Source organism: Phyllobacterium sp. TAF24, from assembly GCF_052113785.1.
GTDB lineage: Bacteria > Pseudomonadota > Alphaproteobacteria > Rhizobiales > Rhizobiaceae > Phyllobacterium.
The window spans coordinates 123,938-149,251 of record NZ_JBFRDN010000003.1; the positions used below are offsets into that span (position 1 = coordinate 123,938).

At 55.2% G+C, this 25,314-nt stretch carries 22 protein-coding genes; 13 read left to right on the forward strand and 9 right to left on the reverse strand.

From position 1 onward, the window contains the following. Positions 1-236 precede the first annotated feature (236 nt). On the forward strand, positions 237-1,136 hold the full coding sequence (locus AB4Y96_RS04080) for a recombinase family protein (RefSeq protein WP_441915833.1): 900 nt from the start codon (positions 237-239) through the stop codon (positions 1,134-1,136). A 123-nt stretch (positions 1,137-1,259) separates the two neighbouring features. On the opposite strand, the gene AB4Y96_RS04085 is transcribed toward AB4Y96_RS04080, so the two are convergent. Next, on the reverse strand, positions 1,260-1,964 hold the full coding sequence (locus AB4Y96_RS04085; protein ID WP_441916031.1) for a L,D-transpeptidase: 705 nt from the start codon (positions 1,962-1,964) through the stop codon (positions 1,260-1,262). 431 nt (positions 1,965-2,395) lie between these two features. After that, a complete protein-coding gene (locus AB4Y96_RS04090) occupies positions 2,396-3,763 on the reverse strand; it encodes a dicarboxylate/amino acid:cation symporter (protein WP_441915835.1) in 1,368 nt (455 codons plus the stop codon). Between the two features lie 319 nt (positions 3,764-4,082). Here AB4Y96_RS04090 and AB4Y96_RS04095 point away from each other — a divergent pair, with 319 nt between their 5' ends. Both AB4Y96_RS04095 and AB4Y96_RS04100 read left to right on the forward strand, forming a co-directional pair. Beyond that, the gene (locus tag AB4Y96_RS04095; RefSeq protein ID WP_441915837.1) at positions 4,083-5,042 is read left to right on the forward strand and encodes a helix-turn-helix domain-containing protein; all 960 of its coding nucleotides are present in this window, start codon (positions 4,083-4,085) and stop codon (positions 5,040-5,042) included. 139 nt (positions 5,043-5,181) lie between these two features. Next, positions 5,182-6,372 carry a Hint domain-containing protein gene (locus AB4Y96_RS04100; protein WP_441915839.1) on the forward strand — a complete coding sequence of 397 codons (1,191 nt, stop codon included), beginning with the start codon at positions 5,182-5,184 and terminating at the stop codon, positions 6,370-6,372. A 45-nt stretch (positions 6,373-6,417) separates the two neighbouring features. Here AB4Y96_RS04100 and AB4Y96_RS04105 read toward each other — a convergent pair whose 3' ends face one another. The 6 genes from AB4Y96_RS04105 to AB4Y96_RS04130 all read right to left on the reverse strand — a co-directional run bounded on the left by AB4Y96_RS04105 (position 6,418) and on the right by AB4Y96_RS04130 (position 12,274). After that, a complete protein-coding gene (locus AB4Y96_RS04105) occupies positions 6,418-7,191 on the reverse strand; it encodes a phosphodiesterase (protein WP_441915841.1) in 774 nt (257 codons plus the stop codon). 10 nt (positions 7,192-7,201) lie between these two features. After that, positions 7,202-8,248, reverse strand: coding sequence for a LacI family DNA-binding transcriptional regulator (locus AB4Y96_RS04110; RefSeq protein ID WP_441915843.1), 1,047 nt, complete (start codon positions 8,246-8,248; stop codon positions 7,202-7,204). A 10-nt stretch (positions 8,249-8,258) separates the two neighbouring features. Further along, positions 8,259-9,068: an ABC transporter permease gene (locus tag AB4Y96_RS04115; protein WP_091885384.1), complete on the reverse strand. Its 810-nt coding sequence runs from the start codon at positions 9,066-9,068 to the stop codon at positions 8,259-8,261. After that, the gene (locus tag AB4Y96_RS04120; RefSeq protein ID WP_091885387.1) at positions 9,068-9,889 is read right to left on the reverse strand and encodes an ABC transporter permease; all 822 of its coding nucleotides are present in this window, start codon (positions 9,887-9,889) and stop codon (positions 9,068-9,070) included. The genes AB4Y96_RS04115 and AB4Y96_RS04120 overlap by 1 nt, the downstream gene beginning before the upstream one ends. Positions 9,890-9,955: 66 nt before the next feature. After that, the gene (locus AB4Y96_RS04125; protein ID WP_091885389.1) at positions 9,956-11,092 is read right to left on the reverse strand and encodes an ABC transporter substrate-binding protein; all 1,137 of its coding nucleotides are present in this window, start codon (positions 11,090-11,092) and stop codon (positions 9,956-9,958) included. Between the two features lie 72 nt (positions 11,093-11,164). Beyond that, a complete protein-coding gene (locus tag AB4Y96_RS04130) occupies positions 11,165-12,274 on the reverse strand; it encodes an ABC transporter ATP-binding protein (protein ID WP_441915847.1) in 1,110 nt (369 codons plus the stop codon). A gap of 315 nt (positions 12,275-12,589) precedes the next feature. Here AB4Y96_RS04130 and AB4Y96_RS04135 point away from each other — a divergent pair, with 315 nt between their 5' ends. Then, positions 12,590-13,564 (forward strand): ABC transporter substrate-binding protein, encoded by a 975-nt coding sequence (locus AB4Y96_RS04135; RefSeq protein ID WP_441915849.1) that lies wholly within the window; start codon positions 12,590-12,592, stop codon positions 13,562-13,564. Between the two features lie 78 nt (positions 13,565-13,642). Beyond that, positions 13,643-15,322, forward strand: a complete 1,680-nt coding sequence (locus AB4Y96_RS04140; protein WP_441915850.1) for an ABC transporter permease — start codon at positions 13,643-13,645, stop codon at positions 15,320-15,322. A 1-nt stretch (position 15,323) separates the two neighbouring features. On the opposite strand, the gene AB4Y96_RS04145 is transcribed toward AB4Y96_RS04140, so the two are convergent. Further along, complete coding sequence (locus AB4Y96_RS04145; RefSeq protein WP_441915852.1) at positions 15,324-16,361, reverse strand: ABC transporter ATP-binding protein; 1,038 nt, start codon at positions 16,359-16,361, stop codon at positions 15,324-15,326. Positions 16,362-16,576: 215 nt separating this feature from the next. Here AB4Y96_RS04145 and AB4Y96_RS04150 point away from each other — a divergent pair, with 215 nt between their 5' ends. The 8 genes from AB4Y96_RS04150 (at position 16,577) to AB4Y96_RS04185 (ending at position 25,312) form a co-directional block, all read left to right on the forward strand. Next, positions 16,577-17,593 carry a LacI family DNA-binding transcriptional regulator gene (locus AB4Y96_RS04150; protein ID WP_441916033.1) on the forward strand — a complete coding sequence of 339 codons (1,017 nt, stop codon included), beginning with the start codon at positions 16,577-16,579 and terminating at the stop codon, positions 17,591-17,593. 52 nt (positions 17,594-17,645) lie between these two features. Continuing rightward, positions 17,646-18,701 carry a sugar phosphate isomerase/epimerase family protein gene (locus AB4Y96_RS04155; RefSeq protein WP_091885405.1) on the forward strand — a complete coding sequence of 352 codons (1,056 nt, stop codon included), beginning with the start codon at positions 17,646-17,648 and terminating at the stop codon, positions 18,699-18,701. A gap of 18 nt (positions 18,702-18,719) precedes the next feature. Next, entirely contained in the window at positions 18,720-19,892 is a 1,173-nt protein-coding gene (locus AB4Y96_RS04160; protein ID WP_441915854.1) for a Gfo/Idh/MocA family protein, read from the forward strand. A 193-nt stretch (positions 19,893-20,085) separates the two neighbouring features. Further along, entirely contained in the window at positions 20,086-21,636 is a 1,551-nt protein-coding gene (locus tag AB4Y96_RS04165) for a sugar ABC transporter ATP-binding protein (RefSeq protein ID WP_441915856.1), read from the forward strand. Next, on the forward strand, positions 21,633-22,643 hold the full coding sequence (locus AB4Y96_RS04170) for an ABC transporter permease (protein WP_441915858.1): 1,011 nt from the start codon (positions 21,633-21,635) through the stop codon (positions 22,641-22,643). Before AB4Y96_RS04165 ends, AB4Y96_RS04170 begins: the two co-directional genes overlap by 4 nt. Positions 22,644-22,720: 77 nt before the next feature. Continuing rightward, on the forward strand, positions 22,721-23,665 hold the full coding sequence (locus tag AB4Y96_RS04175; RefSeq protein WP_091885416.1) for an ABC transporter substrate-binding protein: 945 nt from the start codon (positions 22,721-22,723) through the stop codon (positions 23,663-23,665). Between the two features lie 423 nt (positions 23,666-24,088). Next, positions 24,089-24,229: a hemin uptake protein HemP gene (gene hemP, locus AB4Y96_RS04180; protein WP_227989249.1), complete on the forward strand. Its 141-nt coding sequence runs from the start codon at positions 24,089-24,091 to the stop codon at positions 24,227-24,229. Positions 24,230-24,253: 24 nt separating this feature from the next. Further along, the gene (locus AB4Y96_RS04185; protein ID WP_441915860.1) at positions 24,254-25,312 is read left to right on the forward strand and encodes a hemin-degrading factor; all 1,059 of its coding nucleotides are present in this window, start codon (positions 24,254-24,256) and stop codon (positions 25,310-25,312) included. The last annotated feature ends 2 nt before the right edge of the window (positions 25,313-25,314 follow it).

Below are 25,314 nucleotides of genomic sequence, written 5' to 3' on the forward strand. Positions count from 1 at the left end.
GATACTACAGCATGGACTTTATCCATGATTTGGGAGGCTTAAATGCAGAGAAATCATAGCATATTTATGCTGTTGTGTGGATAAAATGCCTGCGCTTAAACCGATCTTCGTATTGTTTCGTTGACCCTAACCCAAATCGCTCCCCCTCCCCTCTTCCCATAGCGGCTCGGTAAAGGCGGATAAGCCAATACGTTATCGCCATTGTAAGTCCGCTGGCGATTGCTAGACTCCCCGCCATGATCAAATCATCCACAACCAGCTTGCTTGGCTATGCCCGCGTATCGACAGACGATCAGGCCAACGATGCCCAGATGATCGAATTGAAGGCTGCGGGTTGCACCACGATCTTTGAGGAGCACGGCTCCGGTGCATCGCGGGCTCGCCCGGTTCTTGCCCGCCTCCTGCGCGAGATCGGACCGGGTGATGTTCTAATCGTTGTTCGGCTCGACCGGCTGGCTCGTTCAGTGAGCCACCTGCTCGCGGTCATCGAACAGCTCGAAGAAAAGGGCGCTCACTTTCGTTCACTGCACGATCCGATCGACACCTCGACACCGCAAGGCATGTTCTCCCTGCAGGTGCTTGGCGCGGTGGCTCAGCTGGAACGCGCGCTGATTTCGGAACGCACCAAAGCTGGCATTAACGCCGCCCGCGCACGCGGCAAACTTCCCGGCAATCCCGGCTTGCGTGAGAAACGCCCCGAGGCGCTCGCCATCCTTTCGAAGGCGCGAAAGCGTGGGCATCTGGCTGATCTCGTCGCAGCCATGCCATCCTGGCTTCCAATCGTGCAACGCATGCGCCCTGAACATCCATGGGAGGACGTTGCGCGTAGCATACAGCACCAGACGGGACAGAAGTGGAATGTTGATCGCCTGCGCCGATCCGTGAGGCTTCTGGTGACTGAAGGGCTTGCCGATACCAGATTGATAACCCCCTCCCCTCGCCGCACACCAGAAGACCGATTGCTGATGCTTGTAACCGGTATCGCAAATGCCAACCCGGATTTGACGCTTCGGGAAATTGCCAGCCAGCTTGAAGCCATGCATGAGCGCACGTCACGCGGCGCTTCGCGGTGGGCCGCGTCATCCGTCAAGAACCTTCTGGACAGAGCCAGAAAACTTGGGCTTGTTTCTTCTTGAAATGCTGTGGCGTCATCGCTCGTCTAGGCAGAAAACAAATTGACGACAAAGATAAACCGGAGACGGTCCACCGCTCCGGTTTGATGTTAATCTCGGCAAGAACGATAGACGCTGTGCCCTGCCCTAGCCAACCACGACGGTCGCCTTGCCTGACACGCGACTGTACAGGTCAATAATGTCCTGATTGATCAACCGCACGCAGCCAGACGACATCGACTGACCGATCGACCACCATTCGGGTGAACCATGAATACGATAGCCCGTATCAGCGCCGTCCTTGTAGATATAGAGCGCGCGTGCTCCCAGCGGGTTCTGCGGTCCCGGCTCCATACCATTCTGATACTGCACGAGTTCAGGCTTGCGCTGGATCATTTCGCGTGGTGGCGTCCAGCGCGGCCATTCCTTCTTATATTGGATGTTGGCGCGGCCACTCCATAGGAAGCCGGCCTTGCCGATGCCGACGCCATAACGAATAGCATCACCACCCGGTTGCACCAGATAGAGGAAGCGTTCCTGCAGCCGCACAACGATTGTTCCCGGCTGCTCGCCTGTCGGATCAACGACGATCTGACGACGGAATTGCGCCGGTACTTTTTGATATGGAATAGCCGGAAGCGAATAGGGCCCCTCCTGCACTGCCGCATACATTACGTCAGGGACCGTCACGGATTTATCAATACTGATTTGCGGACGAATACTACCTGTTGACGTAGTGTCGACACCCATATCCGGAAGTTCGAATGTCTGTGAACAGCCCGACAGACCAAGGACGGCAAGTGAACCTGCGCCTAGCAAAAGATGACGGCGGGAAATGGCTGGGGTCTGCAGACTGTTGATGACTGCCTGATTACGCTTGGACAACTCGGTACTCGCTTACAACTGTGGCAATTGGATAAAACTCTATGGAAATGTGGTTTATAAAGAGTGAATCGGAACCGGACCATTTTAACCATAATGCTTGTGATGGAATCATGCGCGCAGTTGACAGCTGTCAACTCGCATTGGAAACGCAATTTACTCGACATGTCAGCACCGCTCGAATTGTAGGATGAACTGCTCGTGAGACAGGAATCCAAGTTCCGCGCTGATCGTCATGCGGTCATCAGAATTGTTCGACCAGCGACCCCGATAGATTGACCTACACCACCCGCCTTAAAAGGCCAGCTCTGGCTCTTCCCGACATCCGAGTTGACAGCTGTCAACTTTATAAAAAATGAGATGCGGCTTCTCCACCGCGCCTCAATATCCTCATCACCCCGTCAAGCAGCCGAAGCGACCGCAGACGGATCAATGATATCTATCGTTGTCGTGCTGTCAAAGCGGCTTTGATCAAGAATGCCCTGACGCTTGGCAACAATCGTCGGGATCAAAGCCTGCCCTGCAACATTCACCGCCGTGCGACCCATGTCGAGGATTGGATCAACAGCAAGCAAAAGACCAACACCCTGCAAAGGCAGACCCAATGTCGAGAGTGTCAGTGTCAGCATAACGATAGCGCCAGTGAGACCAGCAGTTGCGGCTGAACCAATTACCGAGACAAAAGCAATCAGAACATATTCCTGCATACCCAGTGGCACGTTATAGAACTGCGCAACAAAAATTGCCGCGATAGCCGGATAGATTGCAGCGCAGCCATCCATCTTTGTCGTAGCACCCAGTGGAACCGCAAAAGCAGCGTATTCACGCGGAACACCCAAATTGCCCTCAGTGACTGCTTCCGTCACGGGCAGTGTTCCGATGGATGAACGCGATACAAAACCAAGCTGTATTGCGGGCCAGGCACCGGCGAAAAATCTTGCCGGGTTAAGACCGTTCGCCAAAAGCACGATCGGATAGACAATGAAGAGGACCAGACCCAGCCCGATGTAAACCGCTGCAGAAAACCATCCAAGTTGGGCCAGCGTTTCCCAACCATATTGTGCAACCGCGTTTCCCAAAAGTCCGACAGTGCCAATCGGCGTCAAGCGAATAACCCACCACAGGATCTTTCGCACGACCGCCAGCAGCGCCTTGTTGAATTCCAGAAACGGGTCGGCTACGGCGCCAACGCGCAGCGCGGCAACGCCCACGACAATCGAAATGATGACAATTTGCAGCACGTTGAAGGACAGGTAAGTGCTCGCGCTCCCATCGGAGACTTTTGTCGATGCCTGCAGGCCCAGCATATTGGACGGCACAAGCCCCTTCAAAAAGTCCAGCCATGAACCCGTCGAGGAAGGAACCGCAGCCGCAGTAGCAAGAACAGCGGAATTGATTCCCGGCTGAATAATGAGCCCAAGGCCGATGCCGATAACCACTGCGACAAGCGCCGTTATGGCGAACCATAGCAAAGTCTGCCAGACGAGCGCGGCCGCATTGTTCAGGGCACGCAGATTGCTGATGCTCGCAACAATGGCGGTAAAGATTAAAGGCGGCACGAGAGCCCGCAGCAATTGCACGAATATGGAGCCAACCGTTTGCAGCGTGACGGCGAGCCAGTTCGCATTGCCGGCAACATCTTTCCCTATATCACGCGCGATAAGGCCCAGAATAAGCCCGGCAATCATGGCAAGCGTTACCTGAAACCCGAACGAACGATAGAATGGTTTTGGGTTGGCGGATGAAGAACCAGGCGATGTTTTGGTCATTTCGATAATCTCGCTGAGGGAAACACTTTGAAAACAGCCGCGCCCGCGACTCGTCAGAAGACAGCCAGCCTACCACCAACAATAGATCGCCAAGAACAACCAATTCCCGAATTCTATTGCTATTCAACTATTTCTTTTCAGAATTCTGTCATCGCAAGCACAGGAATGCCTCCGTACTAAAGTCGTATTTACGCGTCGGGAATGTTCAAGTAGCAATACAACCTAAGCTTACATACCAATATTTTTCTATCATACCTTGCAATTTTGCCCTGTACGCCAATTTCAATCACGTCTCAATTTTCAGCCTGGAATTGAAGCAATGTTCGATAAATTTACGGATAGCTATCCGCTCCGCAAATCTGTTCTACACGGTCCGACACAGCCTGCGACCATAGAACCGCTGCCGCAATTTCGCAGCGCTGAATTCTTCCATCTCCCCCTCGATAGGGTGCATAATCTCAAAGAAACTCAAGTCATCTCTGGTTCGACCTACAATCCAATCGACGTTAAATCGAATGGCTTGACGGACCAGCTTTTCTACATCTTTGTCATGAGTGGTCTTGTCGAAAGCCACAATATCCAGACCCATATATCAACCGTGCTACGAGCGGGGGCGGCTGGCACCATCACCAACCATGCGTCTACAATACTCAAACTGGGACGAGGGTGTCGTTGGCTGGCGTTCCGGGTGCCGCTTTCTCTCGTGCGAAGCCAGTTTGGGATATGGTCGAGAAAGTTTTGCTTTCAGACCCCCAAATTTTCTACTGTTCCTGACTTTCACGATCATCCGGTGTCCGGTCTTTATCAAACACTGGAACTTCTGCTTGTCAAAAGAGGGGAGGGGGAGAAACCCCTGTTGGATGCGAGCTATGAGCAACTGCTCATGGCACAGCTCTATGCAATGGCTCCGCATAATCTTAATGGCGGAAATGCCAGCTTTCAGCCCCCTTGTCCGCGGCAACTCCGTTATGCCGAGGATTTCATGCGCAACAATCTCTATGTCTCAATAGCAATTAACGACATAGCCCGCGCAGCAGGTTGCAGCACGAGAACCTTGCAACGCATATTCAGACACTTTCGCGATGCGACCCCCATCCAAATTCTATGCCGTTATCGAATTGCAGCAGCGCACGACCTCATGGTCAGCGGCAAGGCGAGAACGGTGACTGATGTGGCGGCCAATCTACAATTTTCAAATCCGGCGCGCTTTGCCGTCATGTACCGCGAAGCCTACGGTCAAAAGCCATCAACTGTCATCAGGTCCTATAACGCGCAATGAAATACAACGAGCGTGCCGCGCAAGCGCTCAAGACCAACCGGCGAATTAAATTTCCCGTCGGATATTTCGGCAACGCCCTTCAACTGCGCAGCATCCACCATTTTTTAATCACGAAAGCATTTTCAGAAGGAACACGACCATGGCGAAGGAACCAAAGATACAGCCGATTAAGCTGGATTTGGGCGGAAGAGGCACTCTTACGATTGATGGCGAGCACGTCACTTCAAATGGGCTGATTAATGTTGGCGCGCTTCATAGCGCGACGGTTGATTTGATCAACGGAGCGCAACTTACGGTAAATTCGACGGCTCTTGGCATCAAGGCGCTTACAAACATCACCTATGGGGTAGGTGAACACTGCCAACTCGTACTAAAGGAGCCAAGTATAAATGTCGAAATTTCACACGCAACAACTATCGATTTCAGCAAATCTGAAGGCACTGGATTTCTGGAATACAAGCCCAGTGACGTACTGACGTTAAAAGCGGCCAGCCCTATTAAGCTCATCAATCTTCATGAAGGTGACACAATCAAGGTTGATGGCGCAACTTCAGCCAAGCTTGATGGCAAAGATCTCGTTTTTCGCACCCCAGGGCTGCTCGGTCTTGGAGGAACGGTCAAGTTTGCTATCGATCCGGATGCAACTTTTGCATTTGTCCGGGATGGCAAGGACGGTGAAATCACCATTAAAACGCCCTGCTTTCTCTCGGGTACACTCATAGCAACACCTTTGGGGGAGGTTCCGGTAGAAAAGCTTGGAAAAGGTGATCTTGTCTATACGATGAATGGCAATGCCGTTCCAGTCATCTGGGCTGGACGGCGTACCATCGATCCCAAAGCCATCGACAGATTGCGCGAGCATGTGCCCATTCGCATTCGCCCCGGAGCACTGGATCACGGTACACCGAACCGCGATCTCTATGTATCGCCTGACCATTGCCTGTTTTTGAACGGAACACTGATCCCCGCGAAATTCCTCGTCAATGGCAGGTCCATAACCCAGACCGCAATACTCGAGCCCTTCACCTATCATCACATCGAACTTGAACGACATGACGTGCTGATCGCAGAGGGCGCCTATGTTGAAAGCTATCTCGACCTTGGCAACAAAGTGATGTTTCTGGAACCGGGAACGCTGATGTTTACCGGACCTGCTAACCCCAGAAAGGCGGTCCACTGCTATCCTCCGGTTTATTCCGGTTCAATCCTCGATAGTATCCAGAAAACATTGGAGCAGCGTGCAGGCGAACTCGGCTACTTCAAGGATAGAAAGGAAATATCCCAAGCATCAATAACCAATGTATTTCCATTTTATAAGCAAATACAATGAGATAGAGAGGTCGATATAGATCGGGGCTCCTGCTGCCACCCATCTCTAGCGATAGGCGGCAGTGCGATCGAGGAAATCATGAAAATGAGAGATCACAGTGTCCCGGTCGATGAAAACAACGGCATAAGCAGGTGGTTCGAGCGTCGTCATGATCCTGTCAGGCGAAAAATCCAGCGCCGTCTGGTGGTTCGTTCCGCGTATTACGCTCACCGGGATGCCACGCCAACTGCCAGCCACCGGCCTGTGAGCATGACCGACAAAGATATGCCTGATATTGCCATGCGCACGAAGCAACGCGTAAAGCGCTTTAGCTTCAATAAGTCCCAGACTATCCAGTAAAGGCATGAAAATAGGGAAGGGGGGATGGTGCAGGAAGAGAAACACCGGTCGTTCAGCCGCTTCCTGCAAACGCTGCTTCAACCATGCCTGCCGCGCTTCGTCCAAACGCCCTTCGACAAAGCCTTCTGACAGCGTATCAAGGAATATCAGACGACCTTCTGCGGTATCGACAACACTTTGGACGAAACCATCTTCCGGTGTGATCGAATTAAAGACCCGGAGAAAAGCACTGCGATTGTCGTGATTGCCAAGAAGCAGCTTGTATGGCGGAATGAGCTTTTCCAATTCGCCTGCCAATGCCCGATACGTGTCATCACCACCCGTATCGCTGAGATCCCCCGTGAAGATCACCAATTCAGCGTCCGCATGGTTCTCATTGATGTTGGCAATGCAGGCCTGAAGATTTTTCAGGGGATCACGCTCGCACAGCATATCGCCGGGCGTAACAAGATGGAGATCGGTAACCTGTATGATTTTCATGGGAAGAAGCTCAGGGTTTGGTTGATGCAGAAATGCGGGCGCTGCCACGCAGAACAATGTGTGTGCTCAGACGATCATGTACGGGCGGACGATCCGGTTCAGACTGCCGCTGATCCAGAAGTGCCACGGCATGTTCGGCCATGAGAGCCGGGTCCTGACGGAAGGTTGTAAGATTATAGGTATCCCATGCCGCCTCTGGTATGTCGTCGAAACCGATGACGGAGAGATCATCAGGTATGTTCAGACTGGTATGCCGTCGCACATGGTCAATGAGACCAAAGGCCACCAGATCGTTGACACAGAACACAGCCTGCGGATGCTCATTGCCAGCAAAGAGTTGCCGGGCCGCTTCCTGCCCTCCAGCATAATCCGAATTGCCACCATGTCCCATGATCACTTTTGCACCATGGGCTGTTGCTTCCCGGCAAAAACCGTTCTCACGTTCAACGGTGGTGGGTGTGCGGGAAACTGTTCCGGCAAAACCCAACGTCCTGAACCCATTGGCAAGAAAAACCCGGGCGGCCTCACGGCCAGCACCTTCATTGTCGATATTGACGTCATCGGCGCCGGTCTCGGACCGCCCAAGCACAATGAGCGGTTGACCGTTACGCCGGGCAAGTTCAACGAAAGATGAGGGCGGCGAGCCCGACAGAATAATCGTCGCCTCGGCACGGTAGCCGAACAGCGTTTTCTGTGCTGCCACCAGTTCTTCTTCCGTACGGCCGGTATTGATAACAATCGGTACACTGCCGCGATGGATCAGCGCCTTGGTCAAAGCCGCGACGAGATGTGAGCGATAGCCGAGTTCGGGGTTGGTAACAACGAGCCCGACCAGACGGCTTGTTCGCGCCAGCAGACCCCGCGCCAGATCATTGACCTGATAGCCAAGCTCTTCAGCGGCAGCCATAATCTTTTCACGCTTCTTGGCCGAAACGCTGGCGCCTGGTGTAAACGCCCGCGACACCGCCGAACGGGAAACACCAGCTTTTTTCGCCACCTCGACAGCACTGACATAATGCTGCGTTTTTTTGGATGGTTCGTCGCCGTTCGAATCCATGCTCATTCCTTTAGTGACCAACTTTGGACAATACATCGGCCCGCAAGAATCGTTCCACCACCAGCATAAAGCCGATAGACGGGATGAGTAGCAGCAGGGCGGTGATCGAAGCAATCTGATAGTTGCCGCCCGACCCCGCCGTATAAAGCAGCAAAGGCAAAGTATTCACATCAGGGGCACCGACGAAATAGCTCCCCGTGAACTCGTCGAGAGATTCCAGAAACACAAAAATCGCGCTGGCGAGCAGTCCGGGCGCGGCGAGGGGCAGCGTCACGTCGCGAAAAGCCCGCATGGGACCTGCACCGATGGAACGTGCCGCTTCCTCCAGATCAACCTGCACGGCGGAGAACGCCGCTGTCGCAATCCAGACCGCATAGACGAGACCATGGGTAACATGAACAAGCACAACACCCATGATCGTACCGTTCAGGCCGATCTGGTAGAAGAACCGGGCGATATTCACGTAAACGGGCAGATTGGGAAAAGCCTGTGGAATGAGGAAGGCAAGCAGGATCAGGCTGCGGAACGGCAGTTTCAGCCGGGATAGGGCGTAACCGGCGGGTACGGCCAGCGCCAGCGCTACCACCACCGTCAGGCTGGCCACCACAATGCTGGTCAGCAGCGATTCCATGGCATTGCCGCGCGGTGAGAACACCCGCTGCCAGAAGCTGAAACCATATTCGAGCGGCAGCATATGCGGAAAATACCATTTCTCCGCCACGGTCCACAGCAGCAGATTGGTCAGGGGGCCGAAAATCACAAAGGCAAGCAGACCAAGGACAAGAGCGCGTGGCAGCCACCAGAAATCAATGCGGGCCATTATGAGCGCTCCTTCACCGACTGGCGCAGATAGATGAGCGCAACACCGGCGGTTAGCAGCAGCGATATCATACCAAGCGCATTGGCAACGCCGTAATCACCATGGGCATTGATCCGGAAGGCAATATCCGCCGTCAACATGGTGGGTGATTGGGCATTGATCATCAGCGGCACCGAAAGCACCGACATCATGGTGACGAATGAGAGGATAAGGCCGACGAGCAGGGTGCCAGCGATTTGCGGCACGACGATCTCGATCAGGATGCGCAGGCGTGATGCGCCGAGATTGCGCGCCGCTTCAATGGTGCTGCGGTCAAGCGAGGCCATGGCTCCCGCAACCAGCAGCGTAACGAAGGGTGTTTGCTTCCACACGAAGGCGATGACAATGCCGCGCCAGTCGAGAAAGCCGACGGTTTGCAACGGCGTCAGCACGCCAAGACTGACAAGGATGTTATTCATCAGGCCATTCTTGGCAAGGAAAGTGCGGAGGACCTGACCAACAACGATGAACGGAATAAACATGGGCCAGCGGTAGAGCCAGCGTAGTATCGCAACAGCGCGGGGGTTTTCGCCCAGCGTGAGATAGCCGCCAATAGCGATAGAGAACAGCCCGATGAGCAAGGTGGATAGGCCGACAATCAGCAGCGTAAAAATCATGTCGCTGGAATAAAGTTCGAAGGATTTGGTGAAATTCCCGAAGCCATAGCTATCCCCGACCACGAAAGCACCAACGATCGATGCGCCAAGCGGCACAATGAAAAACAGCACGATCATAATCAGTGCCGGGATCACAAGAAGGATAGCGAGAAGGCGTTTCTGCATCGGGATATTCCAGAGAAGGGGAGGGGACCACTGACGAAAGCCAGTGGTCCAGAAGAGCACACGCTATTAATTGGCTACATTTTTCTCATATGCTTCGAGAATTGCCGAATTGTACTTGGCAATCGGGAAAGGCTTTGCCTTGGTGGCCAGATCATCAGGCGAAATGTCGACGAACAGCTTGTCCCAGCTGGCTTTGTCGAGTTCCGGTTGCACATACTTTGCATCAATGCCCGGATACCAGTTGAAGCGCTTGACGATGCCTTCGGCCTGAACTTTCGGGCTGGTGGCAAGAGCGACAAACTTCTCGGCCAGTTCCGTATTCGGGCTCTTGGCCGGAATGACATAGTGCATGGGCTGGCCCGGCATACCGGGCGCAGGCAAAAACAGCTTCATTTCAGGCGGCAACTTGCCATCGGCCTTCCACGAATAGAACATATCAACCCAGACCGGGCCCATGGCGATTTCACCGCGGCTCAGCATATCCAACGTCCCCGCATTGCCTGGAGTCAGCGTGGCATTGGTGGTGAAATCCTTCAGGCCCGCGAAAGCCTTGTCCCATTTCTTGGTTTCGGCTTCTTCGAACGGACCGTTCATCAACTTCTTGGCATCGCCATCACCGAAGGCATAAATCCAGCCCATGACGAAGCTGACACCGGAAGCGCCGCCTTTGATGCCGTTATAACCGAACTGCTTCGGGTTCTTTTTCGCCCAGGCAACCAGCTCTTCATAGCTCTTTGGTGGATTGGGGATCAGCGCAGGATTGTAGGCGATCGCTGTCTGGCTGGAGAACATCGGCATGACGTAACCGTCAACATTGGCGCCGAGTGCCATTTTGGCCTTGTCACTTGTTACCATTGCGCCTGAAGGAATTTTTGCGCGGTAGGATTCGAGATAGCCTTCCTTGACCATAGGACCGGCAAATTTTTCATGGACGACGGCCACATCCGCGTCCCACTTTTCCGTGTTGGCCTTGGACTGCGCATCGAAACGCTCGACAATCTTCTGCGAACCGGCGTCGCCGGGGCCTGTGCCAACCACGCGCACCTTGGTGCCCGGATTTTCCTTTTCGAAGATGGGTGCGAGGTAATCATTGACGTAGTCGACCATGTTCTGGTCGCCCGCCGTCAATACTGTTAGATCACCGGCAGCGGCAGGTGTCGCTGCAAGCCCGAGAATAAGAGAAGCCTGTAATATTGTTTTCATCGTGAACTCCCGTTGAGCATGGATGTTTTGTTTTGGCAGTCTATGGGGCAGCGGCCTTCAGGCCGTCTGTCCTCAATGGGTAAACGCAGCGGCAGAAGCCTGCGGTGCGTTAAAAATGAAAAGGGATTGCGCGGGGATATGCACCTTCACGGTTTCTCCCTCGGCGAAGGCTCTATCCGCATCGACGAGTATCTCGTCATCTCCAAGCCGCACCGCATGGCGCCAATGGCCGCCGGGATAACTGACGCTGGCAACCTGTCCCCGAAGTTCAAGCGCACCCGGCTCGGCTGAAACCGTGTCGCGGCTCCCGGTAAGGCGGGCTGCTTCAGCGCGAAACCGCAACTGCACTGGACCAGTGGAAAGTGGGCGGCCGGACCGTGCAGTGATCGTTGATGGATTGAACGCACCTTCTGCCAGTTCGACTTGCTCGCCGTTGACACGCGCTTGCATTGACAGAAGATTCTCCGCGCCCATGAACGCAGCAACGAAAGGGGAGGCGGGCTTGTTGTAGACATCCTCAGGCGTGCCCTGCTGCTCGATCCGCCCGGCATTCATGATGACGATGCGGTCGGCCATCACCATGGCTTCCTCACGATCATGGGTGACATGAATCGCTGTGATCCCAAGCCGCTTCTGCAACGAGCGTATCTCGTGACGCACCGTCAGGCGGATACGGGCATCGAGGTTGGAAAGAGGCTCATCAAGAAGCAGAATTTCCGGGTCAATCGCCAGTGCCCGGCCCAATGCCACACGCTGGCGCTGCCCGCCTGAAAGCTGAGCCGGCTTGCGTGCGCCAAGACCGCCGAGCCCGAGCAGATTCTGCATCTCATTGACGCGAGCCTCGATGATATCCTTCGAATGCTTCTGCAGCTTCAGGCCATAGCCAATATTCTGTGCAACGGTCATATGCGGCCAAAGCGCATAGGACTGGAAGACGAGTGCCATGCCGCGTTTGTCCGGCGGCATTTGTGTGACATCTCGATCCGCAACTTGAATGGAACCGCTGAAAGGTTTGGAGAAGCCGGCAATTGTGCGCAGCAATGTTGTCTTGCCACAACCGGACGAGCCAAGAAGCGCCACGAATTCACCCTTGTGAATATCGAGGTCCAGATTGTCGAGTACTGTCGTCGGGCCATAGCCGACGCTCATTCTCTCGACTTTGAGGAAAGCTTGTCCAGTCATTTTCCACCCCATTGCGCAGCTGTGCAATTTTTTTCTTTGTACTGTCGGTTTATAACAACGGGATGACAAGTGAAAAGTTTTGACACGTTCAACAGATCAATTCATCCCATGAAAAACGTCCGGCAGCAGGTTAGATTTCATATTCAAAATCCTGAAATTCCAAACGCAACCGCTGAATGAGAACTCGACCTATACATGACAACTTTTGTATAGATGTCATCGAACCGTTATCCGGCTTGTATAGGGGTAGCCGATCATCATGAGCCAGCGTAAATCAAAGAGGGCTCGTTTCGTCCAGAAACAATAGGGGTTATCATGCGCCAACTTCTCGTAGCTTCCATCCTGCTCGCCGCCGGGCTCCAACCTGTGTTGGCCGCCGATGGCAAACTGGTTCTCTATACCAGTCAGCCCAACACCGATGCCCAGCAGACCGCCGATGCATTCATGGCGAAAAACCCCGGCATCAAGGTTGAGTGGGTACGCGACGGAACGCCAAAAATCATGGCCAAGCTGCGCGCTGAAATCGAAGCGGGGCAGCCGCAGCCCGACGTTTTACTGATCGCCGATGTGGTCACCATGGAAGGCTTGAAGAAGGAGGGCCGCTTGCTGCCCTTCAAGGATGCCAAAACGTCAGGCATCGACGCTGCCCTTTTCGACAAGGACGGAACCTATTTCTCCACCAAGCTGATCACCACGGGCATTGTCTACAACACCAAAGCGCCTTTTGTACCGACAAGCTGGGCCGATCTTGCCAAGCCGGAAGCCAAGGGCCTTGTCACCATGCCGAGCCCGCTGACCTCAGGTGCTGCACTCATCCACACCGTGACCCTCACCGAAAACCTTACGCAGGGCTGGGACTATTATGCGGAGCTGGCCAAGAATGGTGCGCAGGCGGCAGGTGGTAATGGCGATATCCTGAAGGCAGTCAGTGGCGGCGACAAGCTTTATGGCATGATCGTTGATTACATGCCGATCCGTGAAAAGGCCAAGGGCGCTCCGGTCGAATTCGTCTTCCCGAAGGAAGGTGTTTCAGCGGTTACCGAGCCAGTCGGTATTCTGTCGACAGCCAAGAACCCGGAAGCCGCGAAAGCCTTCATCGATTTTCTTCTGTCCAAGGACGGTCAGGAACTGGCCGCCAAGATGGGCTATATTCCGGCAAGTGCCGATGTCGCCCTTCCGGCAGGTTATCCTGATCGCGCCTCAATCAAGGTCATGAAGTTTGATGCTGCGGCAGCCCTTGCCAACGAGACCAAGAACAAGGAAAAGTTCAGCGAAGTGATGGGACAGTAAACACTCTTGGCTGTTATCCAATCCATACACAAATCCGGAAAACCCGCGTCAGTTGCTGCGGGTTCTTTCCATGGTTTGATGCGTACTATCAGGCAAAACGGTCGGCTGTCCGCCCTGCTGGTACTGGCCGCTATCTTTGTTCTCAGCTTCCTGCCGATGTTACGGCTGCTGGTGACAGCTATTGCACCGGGCGGCGAGATTGATCTTGCGGCATTCGCGGCACGGCTTTCCACCGTCTCTGTCATGCGCGCCACACTCAACACACTGGATACGGCGTTCTTCGGCGCGTTGCTGGCGCTGCTGATTGGCGCGCCCTTTGCAATAGGCATTGCAATGACCGATCTGCCGGGGCGTAAAACCCTCGGCTTCCTGCTTCTATTGCCGTTGATGATCGCCCCGCAGGTCATGGCACTGTCATGGCTGCATCTGTTCGGACCGTCGAGCACACTGCTCGGTGCTTTTGGTCTCGCACCGCCGCCAGGCACATCCAATCCATTGCTTGGCCGTAACGGCATTATCCTGCTTTATGCGATCCAGCACGCACCCATAGTGTTTATAACACTGCGCGCCGGGCTGACCCGCGTGCCGCGCGATCTGGTTGAGGCGGCACGCTCCTCCGGCTCATCGCCAATGCGCGTTCTTCTGACGATTGTACTGCCGATGGTACGCCCCTATCTCGTCGCCGCTACCGCTCTCGCCTTTGTTTCCGGTGTCGGCAATTTCGGCATTCCTGCCCTGCTTGGCATGCCGGTCAATTACCTCACCCTGACCACGATGATCTACCAGCGTATCGCCAGTTTTGGCCCGAGCGTACTGCCACAGGTCGCCGCGCTTTCAGTTCTCATTGCCATACTCGCTTTGCTCGGCGTTGTTCTTCAGGCGCTGGCACTGAAGAAAGTCAGCCATCGCTTTACGGCAGGAACACCAGCGCGGTTCGTTCTCGGCAGTTATCGCTGGCCATTTGCAGCGCTCGGCTGGCTCGCAATCCTGTTCATGCTGATCCTGCCAGTGCTTGCCCTGATAACCACGGCCCTCATCCCCTCTTTTGGCGTGCCGCTCAATTGGTCAACCCTGACATTCGCCAATTTTGAGGAAGTTCTCTACCGGCAGGCATCAACCAGTCGCGCTTTCTGGAATTCGGCAACACTGGCTGGAGCCGCTGCTTTGATCCTCGCCATCGGATCGATTCCCGTTGCCGTCGGACTGGAGCGGTTTTCGCGCCTGTCACAGCGTATCCTGCATGGGGCCATAGAACTGCCCTATGCCTTGCCGGGGATTGTCCTTGCCATTGCCTGCATCCTGCTGTTCCTGCGTCCACTGCCACTCATCGGCAGTCTCTACGGCACGGCATGGATTATCCTCATTGCCTATCTCATGCGGTTCTTCGCCTTGGCCATGAAACCCGTCACAACGGCGATTGGGCAATTGTCGCGCGATCTTAATGAAGCTGCTGCGGTATCAGGTGCCGGACCACTACGCCGCCTCATGACAATTACCGGACCGTTGACAGCGCCCGCTGCCGTCGCTGGCGCGTTGCTTGTGTTCATGAGCGCTTTCAATGAATTGACGGTTTCGGCACTGCTCTGGTCAAGCGGCCATGAAACGCTTGGTGTTGTCCTGTTCAGTCTGGAAGAAGCCGGGCTCGGCACCCATGCAGCGGCCATTGCCGTGACAACCATCATCATTGTCGTGGGGCTTCTGGCCGTGCTTGATCGTCTTGGTAAAAAGCTTCCATCAGGCGTGTTGCCCTGGCGCTAGCTTAGCCGGGAATAATCCACGCATCCGCCACGGCAATATGCACGGTGTCGCCAAGGCGCAGGGCCGAGGCACTATCGAGTGTCAGGCGTTCGCCATTGGGAAGTTCAAGCCGGGTTTCATAAACGGCACCGCGATAGGTGCTTTCCTGTACGCGTACTGCAATTCCCTTTTCCGCAAGATTGAGAGATTCCGGACGCAACAGCAATTTGACGGTATCGGAGCCATTCGCTACTCCGCGAGCCGACAGACGGAAACCCGCTACCTCCACGATTGCCGATGTTTTCTGCCGTTCAACCACGGTGGCCGAAATCGGCATACCCCGTCCAATGAAACCGGCGACCCGCTGATCGGCGGGTGAGTGGTATACTTCTCTCGGCGAAGCGATCTGCAGGATGTTTCCAGCACTCATCACCGCAATTCGATCAGATAGAGCCAATGCTTCGGCCTGATCATGTGTGACATAGACAATGGTGGCGCGGGTACGTCTGTGAATATCGCGAAATGCCTCAATCATCGAAGCGCGCAGATGCATGTCCAGATTGGCCAATGGCTCATCAAAGAGAATGATTTTTGTATCGGCGACCAGACAGCGTGCCAGCGCAACCCGCTGCCGTTGACCGCCCGAGAGTTCTTCGATGCGCCGATCGGCAAAACCATCAAGACTGACACTGTCCAGCACAGCTTTGACGCGACTTGCAATTTCGGCCTTGGCGATTTTGCGGGTCTTGAGCGGATAGGCAACATTCTCGGCAACATTCATATGCGGCCACAGGGCGTAGGACTGAAAGACCACGCCGACGCCGCGTTCCTCGGGTGATTTCTGGCGGTGGGTATCCGCCACCCGCTCATCGCCGAAGGCAATGGAACCGTCATCCGGTGCTTCAAACCCGGCAATAAGACGCAGCAGTGTTGTCTTGCCGCAACCGGATGGCCCAAGCAGCGAGGTGAACGAGCCCGCAGGAAAATTAATGGAGATATCCTTGAGCGCAATCGTCTCGCCGAAACGCTTTGTCAGATTCTGGATGTGAATGTCTGTCATGCGCCGCTTTTACAATGCTTTTTGATCTTTGACACGGCCTATGCGCCAGCCGCGTTACAACCATGTGACGAGCAGGCGAAGGCTCCGAGAATCTTTTGCCGGATAAAGCCCTCGACGGGCACCGTCAGAATTCCCATCAAAACCACTCAAAAAGAGTTGCACACCTCATTTCCCTGATCTAGCATATCAGGCGGAGGAGAATTCTCGTGGTAAAGATGACGCTTGAAGACGTCGCCCGAGAAGCCGGTGTCAGTCTTGCAACGGTTGATCGTGTTGTGAACGGCAGGAATGGTGTGCATGCGCGCACCATTGAGCGCGTCAACGCGGCTATCAAACTGCTTGGATTTCACCCGGACCAGCATGCGTCGCGCCTTGCGCGCGGACGTGACTATGATTTCCGCATTATCCTGCCTACGGGCGAAAACGAATTCATGCAGGCGCTCGACGCGGAATTCCGTGCGACCCGTGAACGCCAGTTGCTGGAGCGGGTGCGTCTCTCCATTCACTATGTCGATACTTTTGACGGCGAAGCTCTGGCATTGGCGCTTGAGCAACTGCCCTCTGGCATTGATGGTGTGGCTGTCGTGGCGCTCGACCATCCTGCCGTAACCGAAGCCATCAACACTCTTGCCGATGCCGGTGTCGTTGTCCTGACGCTGGTCTCCGATGTCCCCAATTCGCGCCGCGCCCATTTTGTCGGCATTGATAATTATGCGGCTGGCCGCACCGCCGCATCATTGATCGGCCGCTTTGTTGGGCCGCGCAAGGGGAAGGTTGGCATGATTGCCGGCTCTCTTGCACTACGCGACCATGTGGAGCGGCAATTCGGTTTCGAGCAGGTCATTTCCCGCGAATATCCTGACCTTGAAGTTTTACCTGTGCGCGAAGCACGCGATGAGAATGCACGCGTCGAGGCTGTCACCCGCTCGCTCCTGCGCGATCACTCTGATCTGGTCGCCATCTACAATGCCGGTGGTGGTCAGGCAGGTGTCGTGAAGGCGCTTGAAGCAACCGGCCACGTATCCGATGTGATTTTCGTGGCACATGAACTGACAGCCTCGACCCGCCGTCATCTGGTGCGCGGCACCGTGGATGCGCTGATTAATCAGGATGTCGGCCATATGGCACGCAGCACGGCGCGTATTCTGACAGCCCTGCGTGAAGGCCGTCCCATTGTGCAGGGGCAGGAGCACATTCGTATCGATATTTTTCTCAGGGACAATATGCCCTGAGGACCCCAGCGGTGCCTACCCGAGGCACCCAATGAATTGGAGGAGACGAGACATGAAGACGATCAAGGGACCAGCCATTTTCCTCGCGCAATTTGCGGGAGATGCGGCACCGTTCAATTCTTTCGATGCGATCTGCAAATGGGCGGCATCGCTGGGCTATCAAGGTGTTCAGATCCCCACCTGGGATGCGCGTCTATTCGATCTCAAAAAGGCTTCTGACTCCAAGACCTATTGCGATGAAGTGGCAGGCATTGCCAGTTCACACGGGCTCACCATCACCGAACTTTCAACACACTTGCAGGGCCAGCTCGTTGCCGTTCACCCTGTCTATGACGAGTTGATGGACGGCTTTGCCGTACCCGAAGTGCATGGCAATCCGAAAGCGCGGCAGGAATGGGCGGTTGATCAGGTCAAGCGGGCAGCGCGCGCCTCAAAACACCTCGGTCTGAAAGTCATGCCGACCTTCTCCGGCGCATTGGCCTGGCCATTCCTTTATCCCTTCCCGCAGCGGCCTGCCGGTCTGGTGGAAGCGGCATTTGATGAACTGGCCAAACGCTGGACACCGATCCTCAACTATCTCGATGAGCAGGGGGTTGACGCGGCCTATGAAATCCATCCGGGCGAAGACCTGCATGACGGCGTGACCTATGAGATGTTCCTTGAGCGCGTGAACAATCATCCGCGTGCCAACCTGCTTTACGATCCCTCGCACTTCGTGCTGCAGCAGCTCGATTATCTCGACTACATCGATATTTATCACGAACGCATCAAAGCGTTTCACGTCAAGGACGCCGAATTCAACCCGACTGGACGTCAGGGCGTCTATGGCGGATTCCAGTCGTGGGTCAATCGTGCTGGCCGTTTCCGTTCGCTCGGCGATGGGCAGGTGGATTTCGGTGCCGTCTTTTCCAAGCTGACCGCCTATGATTTCGATGGCTGGGCCGTGCTGGAATGGGAATGCGCACTCAAACATCCAGAGGATGGCGCACGGGAAGGCGCAGAGTTTATCAGCGCACATCTGATCCGCGTAACGGAGAGAGCATTCGATGACTTCGCTGGCGCAGGAACCGACGACGCGGCCAACCGCCGTATCCTTGGTCTGGTATAAGAACGGAAGGAAGCGGCAATGGCTATTGAAGCAGGCAAGCAAAAGGCAGCAACCCGGCGTATTCGCATCGGCATGGTCGGAGGAGGGCAGGGTGCTTTCATCGGCGCCGTGCACCGTATCGCCATGCGCATCGACGACCAGTACGAACTCGTTGCCGGAGCGCTCTCCTCCGATCCTGATCGAGCCAAGGCTTCGGCGAAGGAACTTGGGATCGCGGAAGACCGTGCCTATGGTTCTTTCGAGGAAATGGCGAAAGCGGAAGCCAAACGCCCCGATGGCATTGAGGCGGTGGCTATCGTTACGCCGAACCATATGCATGCACCCGCCGCAAAGGCTTTTCTGAAAGCTGGCATCCATGTGATCTGCGACAAGCCCCTGACCACCACGGTCAAGGACGCAAAAGAACTCGTGGCATTGGTGAAAAAATCAGGCAAGATTTTTGCCGTCACCCACAATTACACCGGCTATCCGATGATCCGGCAGGCGCGCGCCATGGTGGAAAAGGGTGTGCTTGGCACGATCCGTCTGGTGCAGGCCGAATACCCGCAGGATTGGCTGACCGAGAAAGCTGAGGACAGCGGATCAAAACAGGCGGAATGGCGGACGGATCCGAAACGCTCAGGCGCTGGCGGTGCCATTGGCGATATCGGTACCCATGCCTATAATCTTGCCTGTTTCGTCTCCGGCCTCACGCTGAAGCAACTCTGTGCCGAGCTGACAAGTTTTGTCGAAGGTCGCAAGCTTGATGATGATGTGCAGATTCTGATGCGTTTCGATGGCGGCGCAAAGGGCATGCTCTGGGCCAGTCAGGTTGCACCCGGCCATGAGAATGGCCTGAAGTTGCGTGTCTATGGTACAAAAGGCGGTCTGGAATGGACGCAGGCTGACCCGAACTATCTCTGGTACACGCCGTTCGGCAAGCCAAAACAATTGCTGACCCGTGGCGGGGCAGGGGCCTATCCCGAAGCCGCTCGCGTGACCCGCATCCCCGGTGGCCACCCGGAAGGTTACCTTGAAGGCTTTGCCAATATTTACACCGAAGCCGCGCAGGCCATCATCGCCGCCCGTACAGGCAAGAAGACGCCAAAGGATGTCATCTATCCAACCGTTGAGGATGGTCTTGCGGGTATGGAATTCATCGAGGCAGCGGTGAAGTCATCCAAGGCCGGCGGTGTCTGGACCAAGGTGTGATGGTTTAAATGATGTACCTTTCCTCACCCCCCTGTGTCCTGTCGGACATCTCCCCCACAAGGGGGGAGATCACATCGACATATCTGCTTTCGCGTAAACTGCACAATCGAAGGTTGGTCGAAACGGTTATACAGGCTGATCTCCCCCCTTGTGGGGGAGATGCCCGACAGGGCAGAGGGGGGTGAGTACATCAATGTCCACGCATCCCAACCCACAACAACACCAGCCGCCCGTCCTCGAAGCGCGCAGCATTGCCAAGGCTTTCGGGCCGGTGGAGGTGCTCACTGATATCAGTCTCACCATTCAACCCGGTGAGGTGCATGCGATTATCGGCGAGAACGGTGCGGGAAAATCCACGCTGATGAAGCTTCTGAGCGGCCATTTGCAACCGACACGCGGTTCTGTTGCGATGGACGGCGAAGATGTGCACCTTGCTGGCCCTGTTGATGCGGAGCATCGCGGTCTCGTGCTGGTGCATCAGGAAATTCTGCTTGCACCGCATTTGACCGTTGCGCAGAACATTTTCATGGGCCGTGAGCTGAAACGTGGCCTCATGGTCAATGATCGCGAGATGAACAGGCTGGCCGCTGAAGCCGTGCGCAAACTTGGTGCGGACATTGATCCCACCACGCCCGTATCGCGGCTTTCCATTGCACGGCGGCAGCTTGTGCAGATCGCCCGCGCGCTGCAGGTGCCGCACCGTGTCGTGATTTTTGATGAACCCACCGCGTCCCTCACGCCGATTGAAACGGAAGCGCTTCTCAAGGTCATCCGCAACCTGCGCGACCAGAATGTCGCCGTTCTCTACATTTCGCACCGCCTGCCTGAAGTCGCCGCCATAGCCGACCGCATCACCGTACTGCGCGATGGCAAGCTGATTGCCACGCGTAACGCCTCGGAATTGCAGCCTGTTGACATGGCAAAGCTGATGGTCGGGCGCGATATGTCGAAGCTTTACCCCGAGCGGGAAGAGACGGCGACGCGCGAGACCATTCTTGAAGTCACCAATTTTGATGTTCCTGATTATGCGCGCGGAGCGTCGTTTTCCCTACGCAAAGGTGAAATCCTTGGCTTTGCCGGATTGATCGGTGCGGGGCGCACGGAATTGCTTGAGGGCATTGTCGGGCTGCGAGCGGGCCATGGCCAGGTCAAGCTCAATGGCAAGCCGGTTCGCTTTCACGGGGTGCGCGACAGCATGGCCGCCGGGATTGTCTATTTGAGCGAAGACCGCAAGGGCAAAGGCCTGCTTCTGGCGCAGAACCTGCGCACCAATCTTACCCTTGCCTCGCTGGAGAAATTCACCAAAGGCCCGCTGATCGAGCGCAAGCGCGAGGAGCAGGGGCTGGACAAGGCAATCGCCGAATTCGACATTAGGGCCCGCCGCCGCGATTTGCTTGCAGGTCAGCTCTCCGGTGGCAACCAGCAAAAGCTGTTGCTTGCCAAGATGATGCTGCTTGATCCGAGCATCGTCATCATCGATGAGCCGACACGCGGCATCGATATCGGCACCAAGGAACAGATCTACAAATTTATCGCCGATCTCGCCAAGTCAGGAAAATCGGTCATCGTCATCTCATCCGAGATGCAGGAGCTGATCGGTATCTGCCACCGTATTCTCGTCATGCGCTCATCGCGCATTGTGGGCGAGGTGACAGGCGAGGCGATGACAGAAGATGAAATCGTCGTCTACGCCACCGGCGTCAAAACAAACGAAGCAGAACTTTACGCAGCGGGGTCCGCATGACCGATACACAACCAACCACCGACGCGCGCGGCTTCGCCCGGAAGCTTGCAGATATTGACATGACTGCGGTTGCGCCGTTCCTCGCACTGGCTGTGCTGTTCATTCTGGGCGCCTTGGTCAATCCAAGCTTCATCGGTGTCGATAATATCCTGAACGTGCTGACCCGCTCGTCTTTCATTGCGATCATTGCAGTGGGCGCAACCTTCGTCATTTCGGCAGGCGGGCTTGATCTCTCGGTGGGATCGATGGCCGCGCTTGTCGCGGGTATCATGATCCTGTTCCTGAACTCGGCAGCAATCGACGGCAATCTTACTATGCTGGCTGTCGGTGTCGTTGTCGCCATTGGTGTTGGAGCCGGGGCCGGTCTGATCAATGGGGCAGTAACAACTATCGGGCGGATCGAGCCATTTATCGTCACGCTTGGCACTATGGCCATCTATCGGTCTGTCACCGTCTGGCTGGCCAATGGCGGTTCAATCGCCATGAAATCCAACGACATGCGCAATCTGTTCCGCCCTGTTTATACGGGAACATTCATTGGATTGCCCATTCCCGTGTGGATTATCATTGCCGTCGGTCTGCTCGGGGCCTTCATTCTTTACAAGACGTCCTTTGGACGGCATGTCATCGCGGTCGGTTCCAATGAGGATGTGGCGCGTTACTCGGGCATTCACGTTAATCGCGTCCGCGCCATGACCTATATTATTCAAGGCATCTGTGTTGCCATCGCGGTTGTCGTTTATGTGCCAAGACTGGGTGCTGCGACCACCACAACCGGTATGCTCTGGGAGTTGCAGGCCATCACCGCCGTTGTCATTGGCGGTACCGCGCTGAAAGGCGGCGTCGGGCGCATATGGGGAACAATCTGCGGTGCGTTCATGCTGGAAATTGTGGGCAACATCATGGTGCTTTCGAACTTCGTCAGCGAGTATCTGATCGGCGCCGTACAGGGCGTTATTATCATCATCGCCATGCTTGTGCAGAGGACGTTGCAACGCAAGGGATAGAATACAGTTTGGGAGGGGGAGAATGGGCCACCCGCCGACCTCGAAGGAAAGGCCCGTAGAATATTTGGGAGAGAGATATGCGTAAACTCATACTGGGACTTGCCGGCGCACTGCTTGCGTCAAGCATGACCTTGGCTCACGCCGAGGACAAGAAAGTCACCATCGCCGTTTCCATTCCGGCCGCCGATCATGGCTGGACCGGCGGCGTTGTCTATCACGCCGAACGGGCGGCAAAGATTCTTGAAGCCAACCATCCGGGCCTCAAGATCATTATCAAGACCTCGCCTGATGGTGCATCGCAGGCCAATGCGCTTGAAGACCTGACCACACAGGGCATTAATGCCTTGGTCACGCTACCGCACAATTCCGACGAGCTGACTGACCCGATCCGTCAGGTCAAATCAAAGGGCGTTTTCGTCACTGTCGTCGACCGTGCTTTGTCTGATCCGACTATTCAGGACCTTTACGTTGCCGGTAACAATCCGGAACTTGGCCGCGTTGCCGGTAAATATCTGAAGGACAAGCTCGGCACCGCCGATGTTGTCGTTATTCGCGGTCTGCCAATCGTCATCGATGAAGAGCGCCAGAAGGGTTTTGACGAAGCCATTGCCGGTAGCGGCATTAAGGTCCTCGACAAGCAGTTCGGTAACTGGTCACGCGATGATGCGTTCAAGGTCATGCAGGACTATCTGACCAAGTTCCCGAAGATCGATGCGGTCTGGTGTCAGGATGACGACATGGCGGTTGGCGTGCTCGAAGCCATCAGTCAAGCCAAGCGTACTGATATCAAGATGGTCATCGGCGGYGCAGGCATGAAGGACATGATCAAGCGTGTCGGTGACGGCGACGCCATGACACCAATCAATGTTCTCTATCCACCATCCATGATCGCAACGGCGCTCGAATTGACGGTCGCCAATTTCTACGATCAGGTTCCGGTGCGCGGCAAGTACATCCTTGATGCGACATTAGTCACCAAGGAGAATGCCAAGGAATTCTACTTCCCGGATTCGCCATTCTGATCTGAACGGCATGACAATGGATAAAGGCCCGCAAGGGCCTTTTTCTTTTGTACGTCAGGGTTGGCGCCGGGGAGGACTCTTGCCCCGACGCCGACCCTGTTGCGGCAAGAATATATCTGGCGGAAGCAGCGGTCATGCTACGGCCAGTTCCTGCCGCAAAAATCTCATTCCTTGCATGGATTTCCCGGTTCCCGAGCAACGCACACGCAATTTTTATCAAATTTTTCAAGCGTCAACTAACTTGACTCGTTGACTCCTCTTTATGTTGAGTAATAAATATGACCATACGAGTCAAGTTTGATTATCCGCGTCCGGACTGTTCCGGGAGCGACAGCACGAAAAGGCTGGCCAACAATGTCACGACGCCAAATCATCGACCTGCAAGTCCGGCTTCCGAGGCTTGCACCCATAGCGCGGGAAATCATGCCGATCTCCCAGTCCGATATGCGTGTCTACGGCAGCGAAATCCTGTTCGACGGCACCACTGAGGTAGGTATCGAGCATGCCGGATCGCTTTACCGTCTCAAAATCACCCGCCAGGGCAAGCTCATTCTCAACAAGTAACGCATTGATAGGCATCCAGAGACCATGACCGATATCCAAAAGCCGACACCCCAGCAGATTCGCCAGGCACGGGCTGATAATCCAAAAATGCGCGAGCGCGATCTTGCCCAGCAACTCGGCATTACCGAGGCTGATCTGGTTGCTGCATTCTGCGGTATCAATGTCATTCGCATCACGCCTCGCATCGATACGTTCCTGACCGAAATCCAGACCTTGGGTGAGGTCATGGCGCTGACGCGCAATGAAAGCGCCGTCCACGAGAAGATCGGTGTTTACGACAAGCCTGTTGTCGGGAAACATGCCTCAATGCTTCTCGGCGAGCAGATCGACATGCGTCTCTTTCCTGATAGCTGGGCTCATGGCTTCGCGGTGGAAAAACAGGATGCCGAGTTTACCCGCCGCAGCCTGCAGTTCTTCGATGCGGCTGGCGAAGCGATCCATAAAATTCATCTGCGCCCGGCCTCCGATCTTGAAGCCTATCACGCGCTTGTCGCCAAGCTGCGCCTCGATGACCAGTCACAGAGCATCGAAGTCAAGGCCTTGCCAAAGCCGGAAGAGAAAACCGCTGAAATTCATGAGCTTGACGCGGATGGCCTGCGGGATCGCTGGACCCAGATGAAGGATGTGCATGAGTTCTTCGGCATCCTGCGCTCGCTGAAAATGACACGCCATCAGGCGGTGCAGGTGATCGGGCAAGATTTCGCCTGGGCTCTCGACCGCGATGCCCTGGGTGCCATGATGCACCATGCGGTGCAGGAGCAGATACCGATCATGTGCTTTGTCGGTAATCGCGGTTGCATTCAGATTCACTCGGGGCCGATTGAAAACATCAAACCAATGGGTCCCTGGCTCAATATCCTTGATGAAACGTTTCATATGCATCTGCGGCTTGATCACATCGCGGAAGTTTGGGCCGTTCGCAAACCGACCAAGGACGGTCATGTAACGTCGCTCGAAGCCTATGGTGCCGAAGGTGAGATGATCATCCAGTTCTTTGGCAAGCGGCATGAGGGTTCCGTTGAGCGTGCCGACTGGCGCCAGCTCGTTGAAAACCTTCCCCGCATCATGCGCTCGGCGGCATAAGG

Coding starts and splice junctions, on each gene's coding strand:
- AB4Y96_RS04080 (WP_441915833.1), top strand. CDS start 237: ATGATCAAATCATCCACAACCAGCTTGCTTGGCTATGCCCGCGTATCG.
- AB4Y96_RS04090 (WP_441915835.1), bottom strand. CDS start 3,763: ATGACCAAAACATCGCCTGGTTCTTCATCCGCCAACCCAAAACCATTC.
- AB4Y96_RS04095 (WP_441915837.1), top strand. CDS start 4,083: ATGTTCGATAAATTTACGGATAGCTATCCGCTCCGCAAATCTGTTCTA.
- AB4Y96_RS04100 (WP_441915839.1), top strand. CDS start 5,182: ATGGCGAAGGAACCAAAGATACAGCCGATTAAGCTGGATTTGGGCGGA.
- AB4Y96_RS04105 (WP_441915841.1), bottom strand. CDS start 7,191: ATGAAAATCATACAGGTTACCGATCTCCATCTTGTTACGCCCGGCGAT.
- AB4Y96_RS04110 (WP_441915843.1), bottom strand. CDS start 8,248: ATGGATTCGAACGGCGACGAACCATCCAAAAAAACGCAGCATTATGTC.
- AB4Y96_RS04115 (WP_091885384.1), bottom strand. CDS start 9,068: ATGGCCCGCATTGATTTCTGGTGGCTGCCACGCGCTCTTGTCCTTGGT.
- AB4Y96_RS04120 (WP_091885387.1), bottom strand. CDS start 9,889: ATGCAGAAACGCCTTCTCGCTATCCTTCTTGTGATCCCGGCACTGATT.
- AB4Y96_RS04125 (WP_091885389.1), bottom strand. CDS start 11,092: ATGAAAACAATATTACAGGCTTCTCTTATTCTCGGGCTTGCAGCGACA.
- AB4Y96_RS04130 (WP_441915847.1), bottom strand. CDS start 12,274: ATGACTGGACAAGCTTTCCTCAAAGTCGAGAGAATGAGCGTCGGCTAT.
- AB4Y96_RS04135 (WP_441915849.1), top strand. CDS start 12,590: ATGCGCCAACTTCTCGTAGCTTCCATCCTGCTCGCCGCCGGGCTCCAA.
- AB4Y96_RS04140 (WP_441915850.1), top strand. CDS start 13,643: ATGCGTACTATCAGGCAAAACGGTCGGCTGTCCGCCCTGCTGGTACTG.
- AB4Y96_RS04145 (WP_441915852.1), bottom strand. CDS start 16,361: ATGACAGACATTCACATCCAGAATCTGACAAAGCGTTTCGGCGAGACG.
- AB4Y96_RS04150 (WP_441916033.1), top strand. CDS start 16,577: ATGACGCTTGAAGACGTCGCCCGAGAAGCCGGTGTCAGTCTTGCAACG.
- AB4Y96_RS04155 (WP_091885405.1), top strand. CDS start 17,646: ATGAAGACGATCAAGGGACCAGCCATTTTCCTCGCGCAATTTGCGGGA.
- AB4Y96_RS04160 (WP_441915854.1), top strand. CDS start 18,720: ATGGCTATTGAAGCAGGCAAGCAAAAGGCAGCAACCCGGCGTATTCGC.
- AB4Y96_RS04165 (WP_441915856.1), top strand. CDS start 20,086: ATGTCCACGCATCCCAACCCACAACAACACCAGCCGCCCGTCCTCGAA.
- AB4Y96_RS04170 (WP_441915858.1), top strand. CDS start 21,633: ATGACCGATACACAACCAACCACCGACGCGCGCGGCTTCGCCCGGAAG.
- hemP (WP_227989249.1), top strand. CDS start 24,089: ATGCCGATCTCCCAGTCCGATATGCGTGTCTACGGCAGCGAAATCCTG.
- AB4Y96_RS04185 (WP_441915860.1), top strand. CDS start 24,254: ATGACCGATATCCAAAAGCCGACACCCCAGCAGATTCGCCAGGCACGG.